Origin of the sequence: Chroogloeocystis siderophila 5.2 s.c.1, from assembly GCF_001904655.1 — a bacterium.
Classification (GTDB): Bacteria; Cyanobacteriota; Cyanobacteriia; order Cyanobacteriales; family Chroococcidiopsidaceae; genus Chroogloeocystis; species Chroogloeocystis siderophila.
Window position 1 is genome coordinate 125,963 of the sequence record NZ_MRCC01000007.1, and the last position, 20,677, is coordinate 146,639.

Sequence of the window (20,677 nt, forward strand, 5' to 3'; positions counted from 1 at the left end):
CTATAAGGGTAGATTATTGCTAAAACAGCGCAACAGAAAAGATCCATCAATTTATTCACTTTCGCTATTAAATTACTTAAACATACAATATGCGAACCAGATTTGGTGCTATCGATAGTCTCAAGTCAGGAGTTTTGTTTACAGGCGGTGTTGCTCTTGTACTTGCAGCAGTTGTCTTTAAACCTTTTGCCATCATTAATGCTGGTGAAAGAGGTGTTGTCATGCGATTTGGTAAAGTCCAAGATACCGTTTTAGATGAGGGTATCCATCCCATTATGCCGATTGTAACTACTGTTAGAGGTATCAATGTGCGGGTGCAAGAAAGTAGTTTTAATTCTGACGCAGCTTCTAAAGATTTACAGAAAGTGACTACAGAGATCTCGCTAAACTGGCATATTGATCCTGCAAGAGTGAATAAAGTTTATCAGCAAGTTGGCGATGAAGAACAAATTGTTGCTGGTATTATTACTCCGGCTGTTTCTGAAGTACTAAAAGCAGCAACAGCGAAAAAAACGGCTGAACAAATTATTACCGAAAGAACGGATTTAAAAGAAGAAATTGACAAACAACTTGAAAGTCGATTAGCCAATTATGGGCTTGTTGTTGATGATGTTTCGCTCGTGAATTTTGCCTTCTCGCCAGAGTTTAGCAAAGCAATTGAATCAAAACAAATTGCTGAACAAGAAGCCAAACAAGCCGAATTTATCGCTTTGAAAGCTTCCAAAGAGGCGATCGCCGAAGTCAACCGCGCCAAAGGACAAGCTGAAGCCCAAAGACTGCAAAGGCTGACACTCACGCCAGAACTTTTGCAAAAACAAGCAATCGAAAAGTGGGATGGTCGTTTTCCTACCGTAATGAGCGGTAATGGTACTCTACCGTTGATTAACGTTGATGCTGCTAGTTTAACGAGTCGCAAGCAACAATAGTAGGGCAATACTACTTAAGATGCTGCCCTACGAGTAGTAAACGCATAGTGCGCTCAGCCGCATTTGTGACCAATTCAGGAGCTTGTGCGATCGCATCTTTGAGCGTACACGGTGCATCTAAAATGCTCTCAAAAGAATCAATGCCATGCTCTAAATTTACTATTGCATCTTTACCAATTGTCCCTGCTAAAGCAATCACGGGCAGTTGATAAGTTTTAGCACGTCGGGCAACTTCTGCGGGAATTTTGCCGCGTGGAGTTTGAAAGTCAATACTTCCTTCTGCCGTAATCACTAAATCGGCAACTTGCAGTAAACTATCAAGTTCTAAGTACTGCATCACAATGTCATAACGCGGGTGAAGTGTGGCACCTAAAAAAACATGCAATCCAGTTCCTAAACCCCCCGATGCTCCACTTCCAGGCATTTCGCGTACATTAATGCCCACTTCGTTTGCAATCACTGCAGCATAGTTATCGAGTGCTTGCGCTAATTGTTCGACAATCTCCGGCGACGCACCTTTTTGCGGGCCAAATACGCGGGCGACACCTTTATCGCCACACAGGACATTGTGCCAGTTACACGCAACATCGATTTTGACGTGTTCCAAACGCGGATCGCGATCGCGTAAATCAATGCGTTGCAGCTTGGCGAGTTCGCTACCACCTTTTCCTAATTCCTGACCATCAGCATCGAGAAAATGGATTCCTAAGACTTGTGCCATTCCTGCACCGCCGTCATTTGTACCCGAATCACCACAACCAACCAAAATACGTTCTGCACCGCAATCGAGTGCGGCTTTAATGAGTTCTCCGACACCGTAAGTTGTTGTAATGAGGGGATTGCGGACTTCCTGTGGCACTAAGCGTAATCCAGCCGCTGCTGCCATTTCTAGCACAGCCGTTTTGACTTGAGTGTTACCGAGAAACCCAAAATGAGCGGCAACAGGTTGTCCTACAGGTTCAGTTACAGTTATGTTGTGTAAGGCTAAACCTCGCGTAATGCAGCGATCGCTTCGCTTCAAACTGCGACCAAATACTGGTATTTGCTTTTCCTGGAAGGCGTATTGTTTTTGTAGCAGCTTTACTCATCTTTTTCCTGATTGACGCTCTACAACAGCTTTTGTCGCCAAAAATTGGTAGGATTAGCTATCCATCTTTCGCTAACTATGTGTTTTAATTAACTCAGTGTATGAAGTTAATTGAAATACTTTTAACCTGTTATTAATAGAAAAATAATCTATCTTTAAACTGAGTTATTTAACTTTTTATGACTGCTCAAGCTAAATTTGGTTTTATAGCCCTAGTCAATATAAAAACTCATAGCGATTTCCCTGAGGGGAATTTAACCCTGAATCCTAACCTCTGACCCCTAACCCCTGCTATGAATGACCCGCTTCCGGCGCGCAAAGTACCGAATATTCAAGCTGAACTTGCCAAAGAACGCAACCGCGCTGCGGCTGAACGTACGCTCATGGCATGGATTCGGACTTGTCTGGCTTTGATTAGCTTTGGGTTTGGGATTGATCGCATCGTTAGTGCGATTCGCAGCTTGCAAGTTGCTGGAGACTTCAATCCTGTAAGGCTTTCGCGAATTCTTGGTTTAGCTTTTGTTGCCTTGGGAACGTATGCCATGATTGTGGCATCCATCGAGCATCGGCAAGAACTTGCACGCATCCAACGCGAGGAAGATTATCTTTATACCCCGCGTCGCTCATTAGGGTTAATGGTTGCGATCGCGCTTGTTGGTATCGGTGCGATCGCGTTTATCGGTATTTTATTCTAATAGAGTTAGGACATCGAACACGCACTGTCATCTGACCTCTGACCTCTGACCTCTGACCGCTACAATATATGAATTCTCAGCAGCCAAGAAATATTACCAACGAACTAGCAAAACAGCGCAATCGGGCTGCGGCTGAACGAACGTTGATCGGTTGGATTCAAAATTGTTTAACGCTGATCGGTTTTGGGATTGCGTTTGATCGCATATTTAGCGCAGTGAATCAGACCTTTGCCAGCAATGATACCGCGCTTAATGCGCAGATAGCTCAGATCATTGGCTTGGGTGCGATCGCGTTAGGAATATTTTTGTTAGTGTTAGCGATTATCAGCTATACCAAAGATGTTCAGTCAATTTCACAAGCTGACTATTTGTATCAACCGATTCATACTTCAACCATATTTGTCATTACGGCGATCGTATTATTTGGTTTGATCGCGATTGTTGCAATTTTTACCAGTGCTGTGCTTCTTTCTGTCGCACGGGCGGTTTTATTACCAGCCTAAAATTGCGGCGATCTGAGTCCAAATAGTCAGCGGATTAAACGGCTTGGTGATGACACCAGCAACAGATATTTGCGCAAACCGTTGGCGATCGCTTGGTAATATTTTAGCCGTCAGCAGTATGACTGGAATCGAGCACGTTGTTGCATCTGCTTGCAGCTGCGTAAACAATTGAACACCATCAATATCAGGCATCGAAACATCAAGCAGAATCGCGTCTAGGGGTTGTGTTTTGGCTATAAATAACCCTTCTTGCCCAGACTCTGCTACGATAGTTGTCCAGCCAGCAAACTTTTCTAAAGCAATTTGCACAAGTTTGCAGATGTCTTCATCGTCATCTACCATTAAGATACGTTTTGTCATTCTGGCTGCGCAATCGGAAGTGTGAAATAAAACGTACTGCCAATACCTTGCTGACTTTTTACCCAAATCTGCCCGCCGTGTTGCTGAACAATGCTTTTGCAGATTGCTAACCCCAACCCAGTACCTCTTTTTTGACGAGAATCCGAAATATCTACCTGCTGAAATCGTCGGAAAATGGTTTCAATTTTATCAGCAGGAATACCGCGTCCTTGGTCTTTCACGCTAAAGAGGATATAAGGTGTAGATGTGGCTGTGTCGTCGTTGTCGCGTACTTCGGCATTTAACCACACCGTACTCCCTGACGGCGAGAACTTGACCGCATTACTTAGCAAATTTGTCAAGGTCTGGACGATCGCATCGCTGGCTACCTTGATTTGAATTGTTGGGAACAGTGTCGAAATTTTGATATTTGCTGCCTCGGCGATCGTTGCGGTACAGGCGATCGCTTGTTGAATAAGATCGCCAACTTCACACGCTTCGAGCATTAGTGGGATTTTGCCCGATTCTAACCGTTCTAAATTGAGAATATCATCGACTAGCCGCATCAGGCGATCGCTATTGTTGAGCGCAATTTGTAGCAGATCTTGAACTTTGCTCGGTTCGTCATCTAAAACACCCGTTGCTAAAATCCCTAAAGAACCGCGAATTGCCGTAAGTGGCGTGCGTAGTTCGTGACTGACAATCGCAACAAATTCATCTTTCATTCGTGCAATTTCGTAGCGATCGCTCACGTCGAGGATTTGAGCAATAAAATGCAGCGGTTGTTGCGTGGCATCTCTCACAAGCGATACGTTTAATAGTGTCTGGACAATATCGCCCTGCTTGCGCACGTACCTTTTTTCGATTTCGTAGCAGCGCAGCGTACCTGCTAATAGCTGTTGTCTATACTCTGCATCGGTTTGGTGATCGTCAGGATGCGTAATGTCTGCAATCGTCAGCGCGAGTAATTCAGCTTCAGAATAGCCGACAATTTCACACAGCGAACGATTAACCTGGCGAAACTCACCAGTGATTAAAATCAATGCCATCCCGATTGGTGCATCGTCAAAAGCTTGGCGAAACTGTTGTTCGTTTTCTTGTAGTGCTTGTTCAGCTTGTTTGCGTTGCGTAAGATCGCGAATGACAATCAATACTTCATCGGTAGTCAGCGGCATAACTCTGGCTTCTTGCCAAAGCCATTGTCCCGTAACGACAAGCGGAAACTCGTAAACCTGCATTTGCTTTGTAGACAAGGCGGTAGCTGCTGCTGCGAGTCTTTGTTGTGCCGCGTCTGGCGGTAGCACATCACGAATATTTGAGCCAATCAAGTTCGGTGAGGTCAAAATCGGAAATGCGGTAGTTGGCTTGACATCGAGATATGTACCATCTTGATGCATCCGCACGATCAAATCTGGCAATGTCTTCAGAATTGCGCGATTGAGTGCTTCACTTTGATGTAAAGCTGTCTCGACGTTTTTGCGATCGGTAATATCAACTCCTACCGCAGTGACTTGCCAGTAACCTGCGGTTTCATTCCAGCGTGAAGTTAAGATATCTGCGATCCAACATTGTGAACCATCTTTACGCCGAAAGCGATACTCAACGGTAACTGGCTGTTCTTGACTGATAGCTGCAAATGCTTGTGCTGAGATAGCTTGCAAATCTTCTGAGGGAATTCGCGATGCCCATAATTGTGCAGTTAGTTCTTCTGGGATGTAGCCAGTGACAGCGGTACAACCAGCCGTGCGATAGTCAGCATCAACCGTTCGATCAGGGTAAAAGCGCAATTGCGCAATGGCAACTCCGGCAGAATTGAGAATATCATCAAGTTGCGCGTAAGATGCTTGCAGAGCTTGTTCGCGTTGCTTGAGATTGCTAATATCCAGGATCATGCCGTGCCAGTAGATAGTACCTTTCCGTTTTTGGGGTTGTGCTGTGGCACGCAACCACCTGAGCTTACCAGAAGGTGTAATACTACGCCACTCATACGTAAAAGTTGCTAGCGTTTGACGCTGGTGCGCCAACTGTTTGAGAAATCCAGCACGATCTTCTGGATGCATCTGCATCAAAATAATTCGGTTTGGTTGCGCCAAAAATTCTTGCGCACTGATTTCATAAAAAGTTTCTGTGGCTTGATTGATGTATTCAAAGTGCATCAAGCCGTCCGGTTCAATAATTGCCGCGTAAATAATTCCTGGTAATGTATTTGTTAAATTTTGCAGGCGATCATCGCGGGGTTCTAGGAGTGGAAGCGTTATGCGATTGATCTGTGGCAAAGCATTAATTAATCGCGTGACATCAAGTGGTGTGACAACTTGCGCAGACTGGTTGTGTGTAGTTGCTTCTCTTGAGAAGTACCGCCTTGGTTTGAGCAGCCTGCGGGCTGTAAGCAGCCATGTTGCTAATGCAAGGATGACGGTAAGACAACAACCTGCTAAGATTTGCAGATGTTGGTTACTGATTCTCCTCACTTCCGATTCAGGCGTAATGACGCTTACGCTATCCAAATCGGATTTATCTCGGTAAAGAAGAGTGCGGATCAAAACATGAATCAAAGATGCTCTGATACTTGCTTCGGGTCTTGCTAAACCAAGTGTACTAACGCACATTCGCAATAAGAGCGCGAACAGGAAATCGGTCGAGGTAGACAGCGATTGTTTGACGACGAATTCGTTTGCTAAGTCTAGTGATTTTATCGAGTGCGTTGCGATCGCCACTTTGAGTTGTGTATGACTGTTGCGATCAGTAAATGAGTAGACAAATCGTTTATCGAGTTGAGATGCAATGTCTGAATTCTGTGCGTTGTTGCCAAAGTGAGTCGTTACATCAACTCTTTCAAACTTGATAGAACTAAAACCGTATTGCCAATGCTGCGAATCAAACTCGCGGTTTTGAAGCTTCTCCAGACTATTGCTAATAACACTCAGAATCTCGCGACTAGCTGCTGGCGTTGTACTTGACGAGTCATCCAGTTGATAAGTATGATATTGTACTACATCAATCGCTTGCGGTTCGCTATGAGCCGAAAAATAGTGTATTGATCTGGTAAAACCTAAAATTTGAAGAAGGAATGGTACACTCAAAAGTATTCCTAGCGGAATTTTTGCGAGGTGTTGCTGCAAGTAGTGCGGTGGAGCGGACGATTCCTTCATAGTGGATATAAACAATATGTATTGCGACCCCTTGCCTTTGCAGCATAAAGTGCTTGAGTCGCAATTGCAATTAAATTTTGAGGAAAGGTATTATTTTGGGGAATTGTCCCACTAATGCCGAGGCTAATCGTAATATATTGATGCGCGTGATGGGGAATTTGTCCTTGAGCGATCGCGCTTTGAATGCGTTGGGCAACTTGTAAGGCTTGTTCGAGACTCGTCTCTGCTAGAACAATTGCAAATTCATCGCCCCCACAACGCGCTATGAGGTCGCGGTCGAGGCGAATGCAGTTGCGCACAATTTGAGTAACTTGTTGCAAACAAGCATCGCCTGCTGGATATCCATGCATATCGTTGTAAGCTTTGAAATGATCGATATCGTACAAAATCATACTAATTGGAGCTTGTGCACGTGCTAGGCGTTGCCATTCACGGTAGAGAAATTCTTCAAAATAAGGACGATTTGCGGCTTGCGTCAATGTATCAATAGTAGCTTTCTGGTGAGTTTGCCCTTGTTGTTGGTACTGTAGCAGTTGTCGCTGAATGCGCGATCGCTCGATACGCGCAAGCGTGCGCGTGACAAGTTCAGGACCTGCGATCGGTTTGGCAATAAAGTCATCGGCTCCTGCGGCAAAAACTTGTTGAATCGAGGTAATATCAGTATGTGCGGTCACGACTAAAATCGGGATATCGCTGTAGTTAGCATCTTGTCGCACGACGCGGCACAGTTCAAGTCCATTATACGTAGGCATTTCAAGATCCAACAGCAGCACGTCGGGAACCGTAGAAGTCAGAACTTGCCAAAAATGTTCGGGTTGACTCAGTACGGTAATTTGCAATCCCCACGGTTGCAACAGCGTGGTCAATGTCTGCAATGCGAAGGGATCATCATCGACAATCAAGACTTTAGCATCGGTGGGTGATGTTTGCGGCGAAACTTGCGCGATCGCATCAAAAATCTCGTTGGTTGTTACAGGTTGCACAATATACCGACTGACTCCTAAGCGCGCTACCGCGACTCGGCTATCTAAACTGTCTTGCGTTGTCAGAATAACGATTGGTACGGTGGGAAACTGCATTTTTAATTCTTGCAGCAGCATTAACCCGCGATCCGGTACCGCATAATGGAGACTCATAAAAATGACGTGGGGGACATCTTCTATGCGAGACAACACATCTGCGCGATTGTAGATAAATTCAACACGCCAGCCGCGATGCGGTGCAGTTTGCTGTAATTGTTGTATTAAGGAATCATCGTCGGCGATCGCTAAGATTAAAGGTGTGGCTGTTGCGAGGGCGGCGATCGGTGGATTCGCAATTTCTTGCTTGAGTTGAGTTAAAAGCTGAGAAAACTCTCGCTGTCGGTTTGCTTCCCAATCACCCGCGATCAATAAATGTTCGATTGCGCGGGCCAAATCTGAACCTTTAGTATAGCCAAATGTTCCTAATCCACCAGCTAAGCGATGGGCTTCTGCCTGAATTTGTTGATATTGCAGTGGGCTGAGGCGGTCAACTGGCGATCGCACCGCTGCTTCCAAAACATCAATTCGTTGTTGCAACGAAGCCCGAAAATTCTGCGTCACCTGTTCGAGAAGAACTTGTTGTTCGTGTTCGCGTGTATCTACTTTTGCTTGTATCTCTTTTTTAGGTGGTGTCCTTAATCGATATCCCAAACGATACACCGTTTCGATCAATTCTTCTTGCATTCCTGCTGATTTTAGTTTTCGTCGCAGATCTTTGATCAAGTTCGTCACTGCGGCATCTGTAGGCGAGTCGTCAATTGACCACAGATGATTGATAATACTGCTACGGCTAAAAATGCGCTGCGGATAGCGTAACAACAACTCTAGTAGGCTGTATTCTTTGGGACTGAGGACAACGATTTGTTGCCGATAAGTTACTTGAATCAGTGTAGGATCGAGATGCAAATCGCCCCATGTAAGAATTGGCACAAACGTTGTACTTCCCTGACGACGTAGCAGCGCGCGAACTCGCGCTAACAAATGCTCGGCATCGCAGGGTTTTGTAATATAGTCATCAGCACCAGCATTAAGTCCAGCAATGACATCTTCGTTTGTGTCTTTTGCGGTCAACATCAAGATTGGAGTTTGGCATTCTTGTTGACGTAGTTGTTGGCAAACAGTCAAACCATTGAGCTTCGGCAGGATGACATCGAGCAAAATGATGTCATACTCTCCTTGAAGTGCAAGATCAAATCCCAGTTGACCGTCGGCGGCGATATCGACAGTATACCGATGCGCAGTTAAGGTAGTAGCGAAACACTCGCTAATCGATGGATCGTCTTCAACTAAAAGAACTTTCATGCAGGATGATCTTCATCCAAACTAATTTCGGATTCAGTACATTCCAACTTAGGTAACAGGTTAAAAAGGAGCAATTACCAATTACTAGCCAAAATGAGACTTGATAAAGCTTAATATAAACTTATGAATTTTTCAGAAAATTTTATATTATTTTTTTGAGCTAAGCGCTACACTCTCGGTCATTAAAGCATTGAGTAGTTTTGCAATACTCGTATCCGACAAATCGGGAAGCGAGAACTCGTGTTTGACATTGTGAAAATCGCGCTGCATCGAATGCGTGTATGTCGGGTCGTAGTGCGACTCTAACAAATCTTGAAAAAGATCCCCCCATGCTTGTTGTGCGATCGCCTGATACCACTGTGATATTTTCTTCTTGCCGTAGCGTACTTTCAAATACCCAAGCTTAGTTTGCAAGACATCAGGATGTTCAATGAGATGGGGATATTGCTGTAAAAGAAACTCGACTCGTGCTGCGGTTGGGACGTGAATTTCCACACAGCTTGCTTGTTTCATCTGCAACCACAGTGATTTTGGCACATAAACTTGTCCAATTTTATTGCTTTCTGATTCTACCCACACGGGGAAACGCGAATCGAAACTTTGGATTTGTTGCAATAAAAGCGATTCAAAATACTTTTGCGATGGTTGCGCTAGCGGCTTATCGTGCCATTCTTCACCTAACAGTGAACCGCGATGATTCGCCAAATTTTCTAAATCTAAAACTTGCGCGCCACGCTGCTGCATCTGTCGCAAGATATAAGTTTTGCCGCTACCAGTCTTACCACAGAGAACTTGATAAGTGAAATCAAGCGGTAATTTCGCCAATTGTTCGCGGACATAAGCGCGGTAAGTTTTGTAACCGCCTTCAATTACAGTTACACGCCACCCAATTTGTCCGAGTACCCACGCCATGCTATTAGAACGCTGTCCACCCCGCCAGCAGTACACTAAAGGGCGATAATCTTTTTCTTTATCGGCAAAGTGTTCGCGCAGATGTCGGGATAGGTTTTTGTAAACGAGTGCTGCACCTACTTTACGCGCGGTAAATGGGGATACTTGTTTGTATATCGTACCAACTTCGGCGCGTTCTTCATTATTTAATACTGGTAAATTAATTGCTCCAGGAATATGATCTTCTGCGAATTCTCCCTCGGAACGGACATCAATAATTTCACTATAAGTTTCTAACCACGGCTGCTGAGTGTAGACAGGAGTAGATGGCATTATAAATCAACTGATCTTCTGTTTGATTGTGCCACTTGTAAGGTGAGTGTTTATTCAGGTGCGATCGCTTCGCTCTAGCTTTGTTCAACTTCAGTATGATTTTACCCGTAGTCTTTGTGCTTTCTCTCCATATCCCCACAAAAAGCTAGGGTGGCCTAATCTACTCCCTCTTTCTCTCCGGTTCTTTGTGCCTAAGTGGTAGCCTACGGCAAACCTCTATGCGTCTACGTTGCCCACCCTTCACAAACACCTGTGATAATGAAAAAAGCTTCACAAATCTACAAACATCATGGCACGAGACTTACGCGGATTCATCAAACTCCTCGAACAACGCGGACAACTGCGACGCATCACTACCAAAGTTGACCCAGATTTAGAAATCGCTGAAATTTCTAATCGAATGTTACAGCAAGGTGGTCCTGGCTTACTCTTTGAAAACGTCAAAGGTGCAGCTTATCCCGTCGCCATTAATCTCATGGGAACTGTAGAACGTATCTGCTGGGCGATGAATATGGAAACCCCCCAAGAATTAGAAACCTTGGGGAAAAAACTTGGTATGCTACAACAGCCCAAACCACCCAAGAAAATTGGACAAGCCGTAGAATTTGGCAAATTGCTATTCGATGTCGTCAAAGCCAAACCAGGGCGCGACTTTTTCCCTGCGTGTCAGCAAGTTGTGTTTCAAGGCGATGACTTAGATTTGAATACACTACCGTTGATTCGTCCTTATCCAGGTGATGCGGGTAAAATCATCACGCTTGGGCTAGTCATTACCAAAGATTGTGAAACAGGAACCCCGAACGTTGGAGTTTACCGCCTGCAATTGCAATCAAAAAATACTATGACCGTTCACTGGTTATCTGTGCGCGGTGGGGCGAGACATCTCCGTAAAGCCGCTGAACGCGGGAAAAAATTGGAAGTTGCGATCGCGCTTGGTGTCGATCCGCTCATTATTATGGCAGCCGCGACACCCATTCCCGTCGATTTATCTGAATGGCTATTTGCAGGGCTTTACGGCGGTTCGGGAGTACAGCTAGCCAAGTGTAAAACCGTTGATTTAGAAGTCCCCGCCGACTCGGAATTTGTCTTAGAAGGAACGATTACACCAGGGGAAGTATTACCCGATGGACCTTTTGGCGATCATATGGGTTACTACGGTGGTGTAGAAGATTCACCACTGATTCGTTTTCAGTGCATGACACATCGTAAAGACCCGATTTATTTAACAACATTTAGCGGTCGTCCACCCAAAGAAGAAGCCATGATGGCGATCGCCCTCAACCGCATCTATACGCCAATACTCCGTCAACAAGTTTCAGAGATCGTCGATTTCTTCTTACCAATGGAAGCCTTGAGTTACAAAGCGGCGATTATTTCCATTGATAAAGCTTATCCTGGACAAGCAAGAAGGGCAGCATTAGCATTTTGGAGTGCGTTACCACAGTTCACTTACACTAAGTTTGTGATTGTTGTCGATAAAGATATTAATATCCGCGATCCTCGCCAAGTTGTTTGGGCAATTAGTTCTAAAGTTGACCCGACTAGAGATGTGTTTATCTTACCTAATACACCGTTTGATTCATTAGATTTTGCTAGTGAAAAAATTGGTTTAGGCGGGCGTATGGGAATCGATGCAACGACCAAAATCCCGCCAGAAACCGAACACGAGTGGGGTGCAGTATTAGAGTCCGATCCTGATGTTGCTGCGATGGTAGAAAGGCGTTGGGCAGAATATGGTTTAGAAAATCTAAATCTGCAAGACGTTGACCCGAATTTGTTTGGTTACGATATGCGTTAAAGAGCTTAGCGGTTGAAACGCAGCTACAAAAACGAAACTTATCTTCATAGGTTTCTATAGTTTGTACAATAAGGTTACTAGAAGTTGCAAATTATGAACACTCACGACTTAAAACAAGCTGACCATTTGGCAGTCGATACGCACCTTGTGGTTCTACAATTGGATCGCCAATTCGCCAAGAACGACTAGCATTAGTAGTGCGTACTGGACGCACTGTGCCTGTAGGGTAGGATGAAGCGGTGTTATCTCCAGGGCGCGTCGGTAAACCCCCACTACCTGTGATGATGAAAGTACCTTGTTGGCGATCGCTACGCGCAATGCAACTATTCGCAACGAGCGTATTCGCGTTTAATACATTTTCTGGCAATTCTGTCAAGCTATTTTGGATAAATGTAGTGTCTGGAGTGGTAATGTTACCTGATGCGATCGCGCCACTGGCATTAATATCTACTCGGTTATTGCCATCGAGGATAGCGTAATCCGTTTCTGAAGCACCTGGGCGATAGCCGAAGCCAAAGAAAACAGGCGTGTTCAGCGTAATATTACCACCTTGACCTTCAGCAGCAAATGCCAAAATATCGCTGTCATCAAACGCAATGATTGAGTCAGCAATTAGGTCAATGTTACCGCCACTTCCTGTGCTGCTAGCAAGGTCTGTTCTAATGTCGCTGTCATTGCGTAAACGGATGTCACTTGCAGTAATAGTAATGTCACCACCCCCAGAAAGAGTAGCAGCGGTAGTAATTTCGCCATTATTGGCATTTAATTCACTTGTAGCAGTAATGGTAATGCTACCTGCACTACCTATACTTCGACTTTGAGCAGATATCTGAGCAGCGTCAGTTAACCTAAGAGTTGTTGTGTCAATGTTTATACTGCCACCGTTTCCTGTGGAGTTGGAGGTAGTGTTAGCAAAGATGCCGCTAGCAGAACCTTGATTATTCACTACATTCTCGCCAAACTGAGCAAGACGACTAGCAAAATTAGGATCGCTACCAGAAATAGTGATGTTATCTGCAATATCTAAGATAATGCTACCTGCGCTTCCGCTACTAAAAGTCGTGGTTAATATTTGCCCGCCATTGGTAGCTTCAAAATTATTAGCGTTAATAGTAATGCTTCCCCCAGTACTAGGATTAAAAGTTTGAGCATTAATTACTGCACCATCTGCAATGCGAAAGGTAGGAGTATTAACTATAATATTTCCGCCTCGACCACTAGCTCCTACCTGAGTACTTGCAAATAGTCCGCTAGAAAACCCCTCGGTTTGAAAACTCATAGAAGGGTTAGCAAGATTAACTACAGAAACAGGAAATTTAAAAGAACTAACTCCGGCGATCCTTACAGAATCAGAAGCATTTACTCGAATGGTTCCTCCGTTTCCCTTACTACCAAGGATTTCACCTTGTTGTCCAATCACGGCAACAGCTATCGCAGAACCGCTTGTTAGGGATAGAGTTTGCGTATGAATAGCAACATTGCCGCCGTTTCCCTCTGCTCCTGATTGAACATTAGCAAAGATATTACCCAGGTTTGAAAGAGAAACAGAGTTGTTAGCTTGCAAATTTATGTTGCCACCATGTCCTTGACCAAATGTTTCTGCTGAAAGAGCAGCGCCATCACTCAAGGAAAATGACTTAGTTTGAATTGCGATGTTACCACCATTTCCTACTGCTCCTATCCCTACAAGGCTATCAATACTACTTAAATACGGAATGTTCAAACTTCTAAATGGCAAAAGATAGACTCCAGCAAGAGTAACGGTATCGTGGACATCAATATTTACATTGCCAGCATTTCCTGTTCCAAATGTACTAGCACTCAATCGCGCACCATCAGTAATTGATAGGGTTCCTGCTTTAATATTAATTTCGCCACCTTTCCCCTCTGCGTTGATATCTACTCTAGTAAGGGCACCACTAGCGAGACCGTTGCCTCTCACCCCTGCGAACCTAACGCCCTCTCTCGCCTGAATATTTATATCACCTGCGTCTCCTGTTCCAGCAGTAAGCACAATTATTTGAGCGCCATCGGTGACAGATAGCGAACCAGTCTTAATCTCAATATTACCTCCTGTGCCTACGGCTCCAGCTTGTACGCTACTCAAGAGACTACTAGAGAGGCTACCGTTACTTTTACTCACTCCGGCGAGCGTTACATCACCACTAGCTTCGATCTGCAAATTACCTGCATTTCCTCTTCCAAAAGTAGCTGTCCCCAAAATAGCGCCATCAAGTAAAGAAAGCGATCGAGTAACGATGTTGATATTGCCACTATTACCGATAGCTCCCTGTTGTACTACATTTGAAATCGAGGTTAACCCGTCTACAAGAGTTATTTCACCTGTCGCATTGATATTAATATCTCCTGCTTGATTATCAAATGAACCCAATCCTGGTAAAACTCCTGCTCGTACTCGGCTAGCTGCTAACACTTTTAGATTACGAGAGTTAATCGCAATGTCACCACCACTACCAGCGCGAACATCAACTTCAGACTGTGCAGTAAGCGATATATCTCCTCTAGCAATACTGTCAGAAAAACTCAAGCTGAGATTATCTTCATACACATTTAGTCCTACTACTTCCACTCCTGCTACACTACTCAACTCGATACGACCACCTGGAGCAAATAACTTTCCGCCCTCTAAACTTACATCACCGCCCAATAACAACAAGCTTTTACCAATAGGAACCAGTAAACCGAATTGAGATTGATTAGTAATATGTTGGGCAGCCATTTGATTGAACAAAAAAGCCGAAGGATTGACACTTAGCAACGAATTATTTGTACTCACGGGGGAAGTTTGCGCAAACTCTGCACCACCAGGAAACTGAATTGCATTCGCAGTCGTTGCCACAAACGAACCACCAAGATCTAACTCGCATTTGGTCCAAATAAAATGCCATTGGGGTTCATCAAAAATAGATTCGCATTACCCTGTGCCCGAATTAGTCCTTGGATATCTGAGGAGTTACTACCTGTAACTCGTGCCAATATATTGGCGATCGCAGGCGCATTGACAAAATGCGCGGTTCCACCGTTGGGAATACTGAAATTACTAAAACTATGGAATAGATTTTTATCTCCAATGGTTGTACCATTCGTGATTTCAAAGGTATCGCCGTTGAGCGTGACTGTAGTTCCTAATGAAGGATCGGCAGTGACTTGAGCTAGAGTGCGATCGCCCCCTCCTGCTACTACCCCAACAAACGTAACCCAACCTGCTAGTTTTAACTGCCAACCGCACCAACTTCTTTGAATCACAAAATTGGTTTCCTTAACAAATTAGTTTTTATCGCAAAGAAATATAAATATGATTGTGTATAAAATTTAATTAATTTATGCTACACCAAACCTACAGTAAAGTAAAAATAAATAATAGTAATTACTTAATTTCTTAAGGTTTTTTATAAATTTGTATAAATGCTGTGTCTTCCGCATTTTTTAGTTCTCGATATATCAATTTGATTTAAAGTGTTAAAGCACAAAGGAATTTTGATGAATAGCTAGCTGACTGTAGCCTGCTACTGTGTAATCTTGCCCGAAGACAAACTCGCTGTAGTCAGCAATATTATCAAGTCCTAGCACGCTCAGAATGATTTCTACAACGAGCCAAAGTACTGTTTTAATTAGTAAGTTTTTCCATAAAATGTTCATTGTTTTCTACTTGTTGGTAATGAACTAGAACTTTTTGCTTAATTCAAACAGTAGAAAATACAACTTGGAAATACACTTACTATATGTGTAGCTCTGAGTACCAAGTTAGGATCAATTGATGGCTTAATTACGCGATTACTATTGCCGAAAATACATTAAACTGCTTCGTAACCTAGTTGTAGTGAAGAGTGAAGCTACCAGGTGTGAAAGCGATCGCCTCTACGCGCGATTAGGTCAAAGCGGCTGCTACCCACGATTGAAAGTATTGCCACTGGCACTCCTGAGACTGTCATTCGCCAATCTGATGCAGCTAAATTTGTTGCGAACTTCGCTGGTTTAGAGCAAAATCAATTTCGGATTGAGAAGCTTTATAGCAATACTCGAATTGACAAAAGACACTTAGCAGTTAACTTGCCATCCGATGAAGCGATCGCGTTGGGCGGACACAACCTACCGATTCAGTCGCGGATGCAGATGTTTCAAGAGTATGCAGTTCCTTTAGCTGAGCGAGTTGCAAAACAAGCACTGGTGTCTGCGAGTGCAAGTGTCGATCCTGGGCAATCAGAGTCGAAAATTGAAGATGCAATCGGTCTTGTAATGTTACGATGCCATCACGATTGCCGCATAAAATTAACGTAGGGGCTTTAATTTGGTTTAACTGCGCGGCGTGATTTTCGACAATTAGCCCTGCTAAAGCTTGTTTCCATACCATTAGTGGTACTTACTTTCAAACTTTCAGAAACCGCAGTATCTAAAAATGCAGGGGGAATCGGTTTGTAAAAGGTACTCGCTTGAACATCGCGAACAAAACTAAGAGCTATTGGCTCAACTAACCCTTGAATAGTATCATTAAGTTCTTTGATAACTAAATTCCCCACTGCAGTTAGGTGCAGCACCAATTAGTACTAAGCGCTGAACGCGTTGTGGATAGTCAACTGCAACTTTAAGAACCTTGTCATTCCGCTTTTATCACGATGTAAGTTGAGGATTGAACCTGAGACTTGAGATGTTTCGTATTCAATTCCTCTTAACTGCTTGGCTTTGATAATCTGCGATCGCATTAAACTCATTTTCCAGATTTCGATACAAGCGTTCGTATAATGAGAACAGAGCGTGATAGCTGCTGACTAAATGCGAATTGGGTTTATGACGATAAGTTATGCGAATTAATTTTTGCACGTCAGTAAGATCGGCGATCGCACCTACACTATACATTGCTAATACGGCTGCACCAAATCCACTTCCTTCATAAACTTCTGGCATTAATACCTCAATCCCGAACAAATCTGCCATCATTTGTCGCCAAAGAGTCGAACGCGCAAAACCACCCGAAGCGCGAATTTCTTTAATATCTCCGGTGAGTTCTTGTAAAGCGACATTAACACTGTAAACGTTAAATAAAATCCCCTCCATAATCGCGCGGACAAAATGCGATCGCCCGTGATGTAACCCTACACCAAAAAATAAACCACGTGTTTTCGCATTCCAATGCGGTGCGCGTTCGCCTGATAAATACGGTAAACACAACAAACCTTCAGCGCCTGGAGAAACTTCCATTGCCGACGCAATCATCAAGTCGTAAGGATCTACCCCCAAGTGCTTTGCTTTTGCGACTTCTGGCGCGCAAAAGTTGTCGCGAAACCACCGTAAAACAATTCCACCATTATTTGTGGGTCCACCGATAACCCAGTGTTTTGCAGTTAAAGCGTAACAAAACGTTCTTTCTTTCTCGTCAGTCAGTGGTGTGTCAACAACCGTCCGCACTGCACCACTCGTACCAATCGTAATCGCAACTTCACCCCTCGCGATCGCCCCGACTCCCAAGTTTGCTAAAACTCCATCATTTGCCCCAATAACTACGGGTGTATCCGCTGCAATTCGCATGACTTCTGCATGACGCGTTTTCATACCACGCAAAACGTGCGTTGGCGAAACAAGTTCGCTCAATTGTTCAGAACGTATTCCTGCAAGTTCAAGCGCTTCTGTATCCCAATCAAGCTGTTTTAAATTGAGTAATCCTGTCGCCGATGCAATCGAGTAATCAATAATATAGCGCTCGAATAATTGATAAAAAATGTACTCTTTGATCGAGATAAACTTAGCAGCTTTTTCAAAAACATCTGGGTTGACTTCGCGCATCCACATCAGCTTTGTAACCACTGAAACAGGATGAATTGGGCTTCCGGTACGCAAGTAAAGATCGTGTTTAATGTCTTGTTGCTTTAAGTACTCTGTTTGATGAATGCTGCGATTATCTGCCCAAATCATTGCATTCGTTAAAGGATAATTTTTGGCATCAACAGCAATTAAACTGTGTGTTGCTGCGCTAAATCCTAATGCAGCGATCGCCGATTTTGAAATTTCTGCCGCATCTACTGCATCGCGCACCGCACCGATGACTGCCGAAAAAATTGCTTCAGGGTCTTGTTCTGCCCAGGTAGGTTTGGGGACAATAATTTTATATCCCCGATTCCCCATACCTTTAATTGCACCTGAGGCTGAAAAAACAATCGCCTTTGTACTCGTGGTGCCAACATCAACACCAAGAAAGTAAGTTTGAGTCATAGATTGAGTGGTTAATTAAGTGGGTGAAAATAAATGTAAATAAATTGGTAACTGGTAATTGGTCTGATAGAAAGCATCTACCGATTCGCTAACCTGAGTTACACAAAGAAGCTGATCAGGAATACTATCAAAAAGCCCACTAAACCAATAATGGTTTCCATGACTGTCCAAGAACGTAGTGTGTTTTTCTCAGATAATCCGAGATAACGGCTGACTAACCAAAAACCTGAATCGTTAACATGGGAAAGTACGGTTGCACCGGAGGCGATCGCAATTGTAATTAATCCACCCATTGGTGCAGAATAATTCCCTGCTTCGATTGCGGGTGCCATAATTCCTGCGGCTGTTACCATTGATACTGTTGCCGAACCTTGCGAAACTCGTACCGCAGTCGCAATAAGGAACGCAAGAAGAATAATCGGTAAGTTTGATGCCGCCATGATACCGGCTAACGCATCACCAACGCCACTTGTTACCAAAACTCTGCCAAAAACACCACCCGCACCTGTAACTAAAATAATCAATCCTACTGGTTCGAGCGATTTTGTGGCGATAGTTTGAATTTCGTCTGGCGTGTAACCGCGTCGAGTTCCTAATAAATAAAACGAAGCAAGCGCCGCAAGAAGTAACGCGGTAAATGGATGTCCTAAAAATCCGAGTAAATTACGGACAAAATTACCTTCTGGCAACAAAATTCCAGAAACAGTATTGAGCAAAATCAGTAACAGTGGAATTGCAATAATGGCAACAATCATACCAAACGGCGGTGGGTCTTTTGCCACTTCCTTTTCTGGTGCGTCAATGATCATGTATTCTGGTACTTTCACGTGGATTTTCCCGCCGATGTACTTACCAAAGAAGACACCGCCGACGATCATTGCTGGTAAACCAGCGATCGCACCAAACAAAATCACCCAACCCAAATCCGCATTAATTAATGACGCAACTGCAACCGGACCTGGCGTTGGTGGAATGTAGCTGTGAGTAATTGCTAACCCTGCGGTTAAGGGAATGGCATAATACAACAACGATTTTCCAGTCCGTTGCGCTAAACTGTACACTAGCGGAATCAGAATAATTAAACCAACATCAAAAAAGACAGGAATTGCGACTAAAAATCCTGTCAAGCCTAACGCCCACTGCGCGCGATCTTGTCCAAAGCGTCTTACTAAAGTATTTGCTAATTGTTCCGCGCCGCCAGACACGCGCAACATCTCGCCAAACATCGTACCCAAACCAACCACAATTGCAATAAAGCCTAGGGTGTTCCCCATACCTTGTTGAATTGTGCTGGCAATCTCGTTTAAAGGTATTCCTGCGGCAACCGCAACGAATAAACTACTCAAGAGCAAAGCTACGAATGCTTGTAGCCTTAAACCCATTACTAGAAACAGCAGCAAGCCGATGCCGAGCATCGCAATTAAAATTAGTATACCAGGCGACATAATTGCAGCTTAAAAGCCCCTTAACTCTTCTTTTTATGCGCAACAACGTTGCAATACAGCTAAATAGTGGGGTCAATTTTCTTTATGAAAATGATTATTATTCACTAAATCTTTATTACTCAAGCAACCCAAAATTGGTTGTAACCGTGACCAACAACTTGTTGAAAGCGATCGCTTGTTGTTTTTACCTGAGATAAAGTTTAGTACCACTAGGCTGAAAGCCTGTTACGCTGTACCCAAATGCAGAATCACTCTGCTCATTAATTGATTTTACTTATAAATGTTATTTTGAAAACTTTATTTATCTCGGTCATCTATCTAGAGAGATTAATCTAAAGATAGAGTGAATTTTGATTGGCTCTTGCTATCTCAAGATTCATACTTGGAGCATAAGATCATTTCACTAAATAAAAACGACAAATCATTTCTTCTCTGCCCCGCCAGTCGCCTCAACGGGGGACTCGGAGGCTCCATGGAGTGGGGATTAAGGGTAAACTCCGCACGGCGCCGGCTCCTGAAGCTGCCTATTTGTAGTAACTTCAAAGTGACCTCGTGCAGTGGCTCAACTTGACAAAGCAGAAGTACATCAAGTCGTGTTTATTCAATGTAAAATTGACTATTTTATGGCAAGTAACTCCGAAACAGATATCCGTGTTTCAGCTACCGGCAAAATCTGGGGCTTTGCGACAGGTATGCTTGCAATCTGCATTCCGTTAGTCCCTGTGACTAGAAGTGGTCCTATTCTGCCGTTAGCGGTAGTGACAGGTGCAGCTATTAGTACAGTTGCAGTTTGGCGTAGCTCAGATAATGACGCAAGTCACAATTTGGCAAATAGGATCAAGAACTTAGAACAGCGAGTCGCTGATTTGGAAACAATTTGTAGTTCGCAAGAAATTGAATTACAGCGAAGAATTCGGCGCTTAGATACAGAAGATTGAATGCCAAAAAGCGTTCTGTCA

General features: G+C 43.9%; 14 protein-coding genes and 1 pseudogene. 5 read left to right on the forward strand and 10 right to left on the reverse strand.

What is annotated here, in order from left to right:
* Nucleotides 1-89 precede the first annotated feature (89 nt).
* A complete protein-coding gene (locus tag NIES1031_RS10085) occupies nucleotides 90-926 on the forward strand; it encodes a prohibitin family protein (protein WP_073549273.1) in 837 nt (278 codons plus the stop codon).
* A 10-nt stretch (nucleotides 927-936) separates the two neighbouring features.
* Here the strand turns inward: NIES1031_RS10085 and NIES1031_RS10090 are convergent, their stop codons facing one another.
* Nucleotides 937-1,947: a glycerate kinase family protein gene (locus NIES1031_RS10090; protein WP_236738789.1), complete on the reverse strand. Its 1,011-nt coding sequence runs from the start codon at nucleotides 1,945-1,947 to the stop codon at nucleotides 937-939.
* 359 nt (nucleotides 1,948-2,306) lie between these two features.
* Here NIES1031_RS10090 and NIES1031_RS10095 point away from each other — a divergent pair, with 359 nt between their 5' ends.
* A complete protein-coding gene (locus NIES1031_RS10095) occupies nucleotides 2,307-2,708 on the forward strand; it encodes a YidH family protein (RefSeq protein ID WP_073549274.1) in 402 nt (133 codons plus the stop codon).
* 68 nt (nucleotides 2,709-2,776) lie between these two features.
* On the forward strand, nucleotides 2,777-3,211 hold the full coding sequence (locus NIES1031_RS10100) for a YidH family protein (protein ID WP_073549275.1): 435 nt from the start codon (nucleotides 2,777-2,779) through the stop codon (nucleotides 3,209-3,211).
* Here NIES1031_RS10100 and NIES1031_RS10105 read toward each other — a convergent pair.
* The 4 genes from NIES1031_RS10105 to mnmH form a co-directional block, all read right to left on the reverse strand.
* Complete coding sequence (locus tag NIES1031_RS10105) at nucleotides 3,200-3,571, reverse strand: response regulator (protein ID WP_073549276.1); 372 nt, start codon at nucleotides 3,569-3,571, stop codon at nucleotides 3,200-3,202. The two genes, NIES1031_RS10100 and NIES1031_RS10105, sit on opposite strands and share 12 nt — an antisense overlap.
* Entirely contained in the window at nucleotides 3,568-6,702 is a 3,135-nt protein-coding gene (locus tag NIES1031_RS10110; RefSeq protein ID WP_073549277.1) for a PAS domain S-box protein, read from the reverse strand. Before NIES1031_RS10110 ends, NIES1031_RS10105 begins: the two co-directional genes overlap by 4 nt.
* Nucleotides 6,699-9,026 (reverse strand): response regulator, encoded by a 2,328-nt coding sequence (locus NIES1031_RS10115; protein ID WP_073549278.1) that lies wholly within the window; start codon nucleotides 9,024-9,026, stop codon nucleotides 6,699-6,701. The genes NIES1031_RS10110 and NIES1031_RS10115 overlap by 4 nt, the downstream gene beginning before the upstream one ends.
* A 147-nt stretch (nucleotides 9,027-9,173) precedes the next feature.
* The gene (gene mnmH / locus NIES1031_RS10120) at nucleotides 9,174-10,250 is read right to left on the reverse strand and encodes a tRNA 2-selenouridine(34) synthase MnmH (protein WP_073549279.1); all 1,077 of its coding nucleotides are present in this window, start codon (nucleotides 10,248-10,250) and stop codon (nucleotides 9,174-9,176) included.
* A 289-nt stretch (nucleotides 10,251-10,539) separates the two neighbouring features.
* On the opposite strand from mnmH, the gene NIES1031_RS10125 reads away from it, so the two are divergent.
* The gene (locus NIES1031_RS10125; protein ID WP_073549280.1) at nucleotides 10,540-12,048 is read left to right on the forward strand and encodes a UbiD family decarboxylase; all 1,509 of its coding nucleotides are present in this window, start codon (nucleotides 10,540-10,542) and stop codon (nucleotides 12,046-12,048) included.
* A gap of 91 nt (nucleotides 12,049-12,139) precedes the next feature.
* Here the strand turns inward: NIES1031_RS10125 and NIES1031_RS10130 are convergent.
* The 5 genes and pseudogenes from NIES1031_RS10130 to NIES1031_RS10160 form a co-directional block, all read right to left on the reverse strand.
* Nucleotides 12,140-15,315, reverse strand: a pseudogene (locus tag NIES1031_RS10130) (two-partner secretion domain-containing protein).
* 213 nt (nucleotides 15,316-15,528) lie between these two features.
* Nucleotides 15,529-15,708 carry a hypothetical protein gene (locus tag NIES1031_RS10140; protein WP_073549283.1) on the reverse strand — a complete coding sequence of 60 codons (180 nt, stop codon included), beginning with the start codon at nucleotides 15,706-15,708 and terminating at the stop codon, nucleotides 15,529-15,531.
* A 406-nt stretch (nucleotides 15,709-16,114) separates the two neighbouring features.
* A complete protein-coding gene (locus NIES1031_RS24285) occupies nucleotides 16,115-16,420 on the reverse strand; it encodes a hypothetical protein (RefSeq protein WP_178378099.1) in 306 nt (101 codons plus the stop codon).
* Nucleotides 16,421-16,725: 305 nt separating this feature from the next.
* Nucleotides 16,726-18,273: a gluconokinase gene (locus NIES1031_RS10155; protein WP_073549286.1), complete on the reverse strand. Its 1,548-nt coding sequence runs from the start codon at nucleotides 18,271-18,273 to the stop codon at nucleotides 16,726-16,728.
* A gap of 98 nt (nucleotides 18,274-18,371) precedes the next feature.
* Complete coding sequence (locus NIES1031_RS10160) at nucleotides 18,372-19,718, reverse strand: GntT/GntP/DsdX family permease (RefSeq protein WP_073549287.1); 1,347 nt, start codon at nucleotides 19,716-19,718, stop codon at nucleotides 18,372-18,374.
* Between the two features lie 557 nt (nucleotides 19,719-20,275).
* Between NIES1031_RS10160 and NIES1031_RS10165 the strand changes: the two genes are divergently transcribed.
* Nucleotides 20,276-20,656, forward strand: a complete 381-nt coding sequence (locus NIES1031_RS10165; protein WP_236738790.1) for a hypothetical protein — start codon at nucleotides 20,276-20,278, stop codon at nucleotides 20,654-20,656.
* Nucleotides 20,657-20,677: the final 21 nt, after the last annotated feature.

Bases quoted from the DNA above. Each gene is read 5' to 3' on its own strand.
- NIES1031_RS10085 (WP_073549273.1), top strand. From the start codon at position 90: ATGCGAACCAGATTTGGTGCTATCGATAGTCTCAAGTCAGGAGTTTTG.
- NIES1031_RS10095 (WP_073549274.1), top strand. From the start codon at position 2,307: ATGAATGACCCGCTTCCGGCGCGCAAAGTACCGAATATTCAAGCTGAA.
- NIES1031_RS10100 (WP_073549275.1), top strand. From the start codon at position 2,777: ATGAATTCTCAGCAGCCAAGAAATATTACCAACGAACTAGCAAAACAG.
- NIES1031_RS10105 (WP_073549276.1), bottom strand. From the start codon at position 3,571: ATGACAAAACGTATCTTAATGGTAGATGACGATGAAGACATCTGCAAA.
- NIES1031_RS10110 (WP_073549277.1), bottom strand. From the start codon at position 6,702: ATGAAGGAATCGTCCGCTCCACCGCACTACTTGCAGCAACACCTCGCA.
- NIES1031_RS10115 (WP_073549278.1), bottom strand. From the start codon at position 9,026: ATGAAAGTTCTTTTAGTTGAAGACGATCCATCGATTAGCGAGTGTTTC.
- mnmH (WP_073549279.1), bottom strand. From the start codon at position 10,250: ATGCCATCTACTCCTGTCTACACTCAGCAGCCGTGGTTAGAAACTTAT.
- NIES1031_RS10125 (WP_073549280.1), top strand. From the start codon at position 10,540: ATGGCACGAGACTTACGCGGATTCATCAAACTCCTCGAACAACGCGGA.
- NIES1031_RS10140 (WP_073549283.1), bottom strand. From the start codon at position 15,708: ATGAACATTTTATGGAAAAACTTACTAATTAAAACAGTACTTTGGCTC.
- NIES1031_RS24285 (WP_178378099.1), bottom strand. From the start codon at position 16,420: ATGGTATGGAAACAAGCTTTAGCAGGGCTAATTGTCGAAAATCACGCC.
- NIES1031_RS10155 (WP_073549286.1), bottom strand. From the start codon at position 18,273: ATGACTCAAACTTACTTTCTTGGTGTTGATGTTGGCACCACGAGTACA.
- NIES1031_RS10160 (WP_073549287.1), bottom strand. From the start codon at position 19,718: ATGTCGCCTGGTATACTAATTTTAATTGCGATGCTCGGCATCGGCTTG.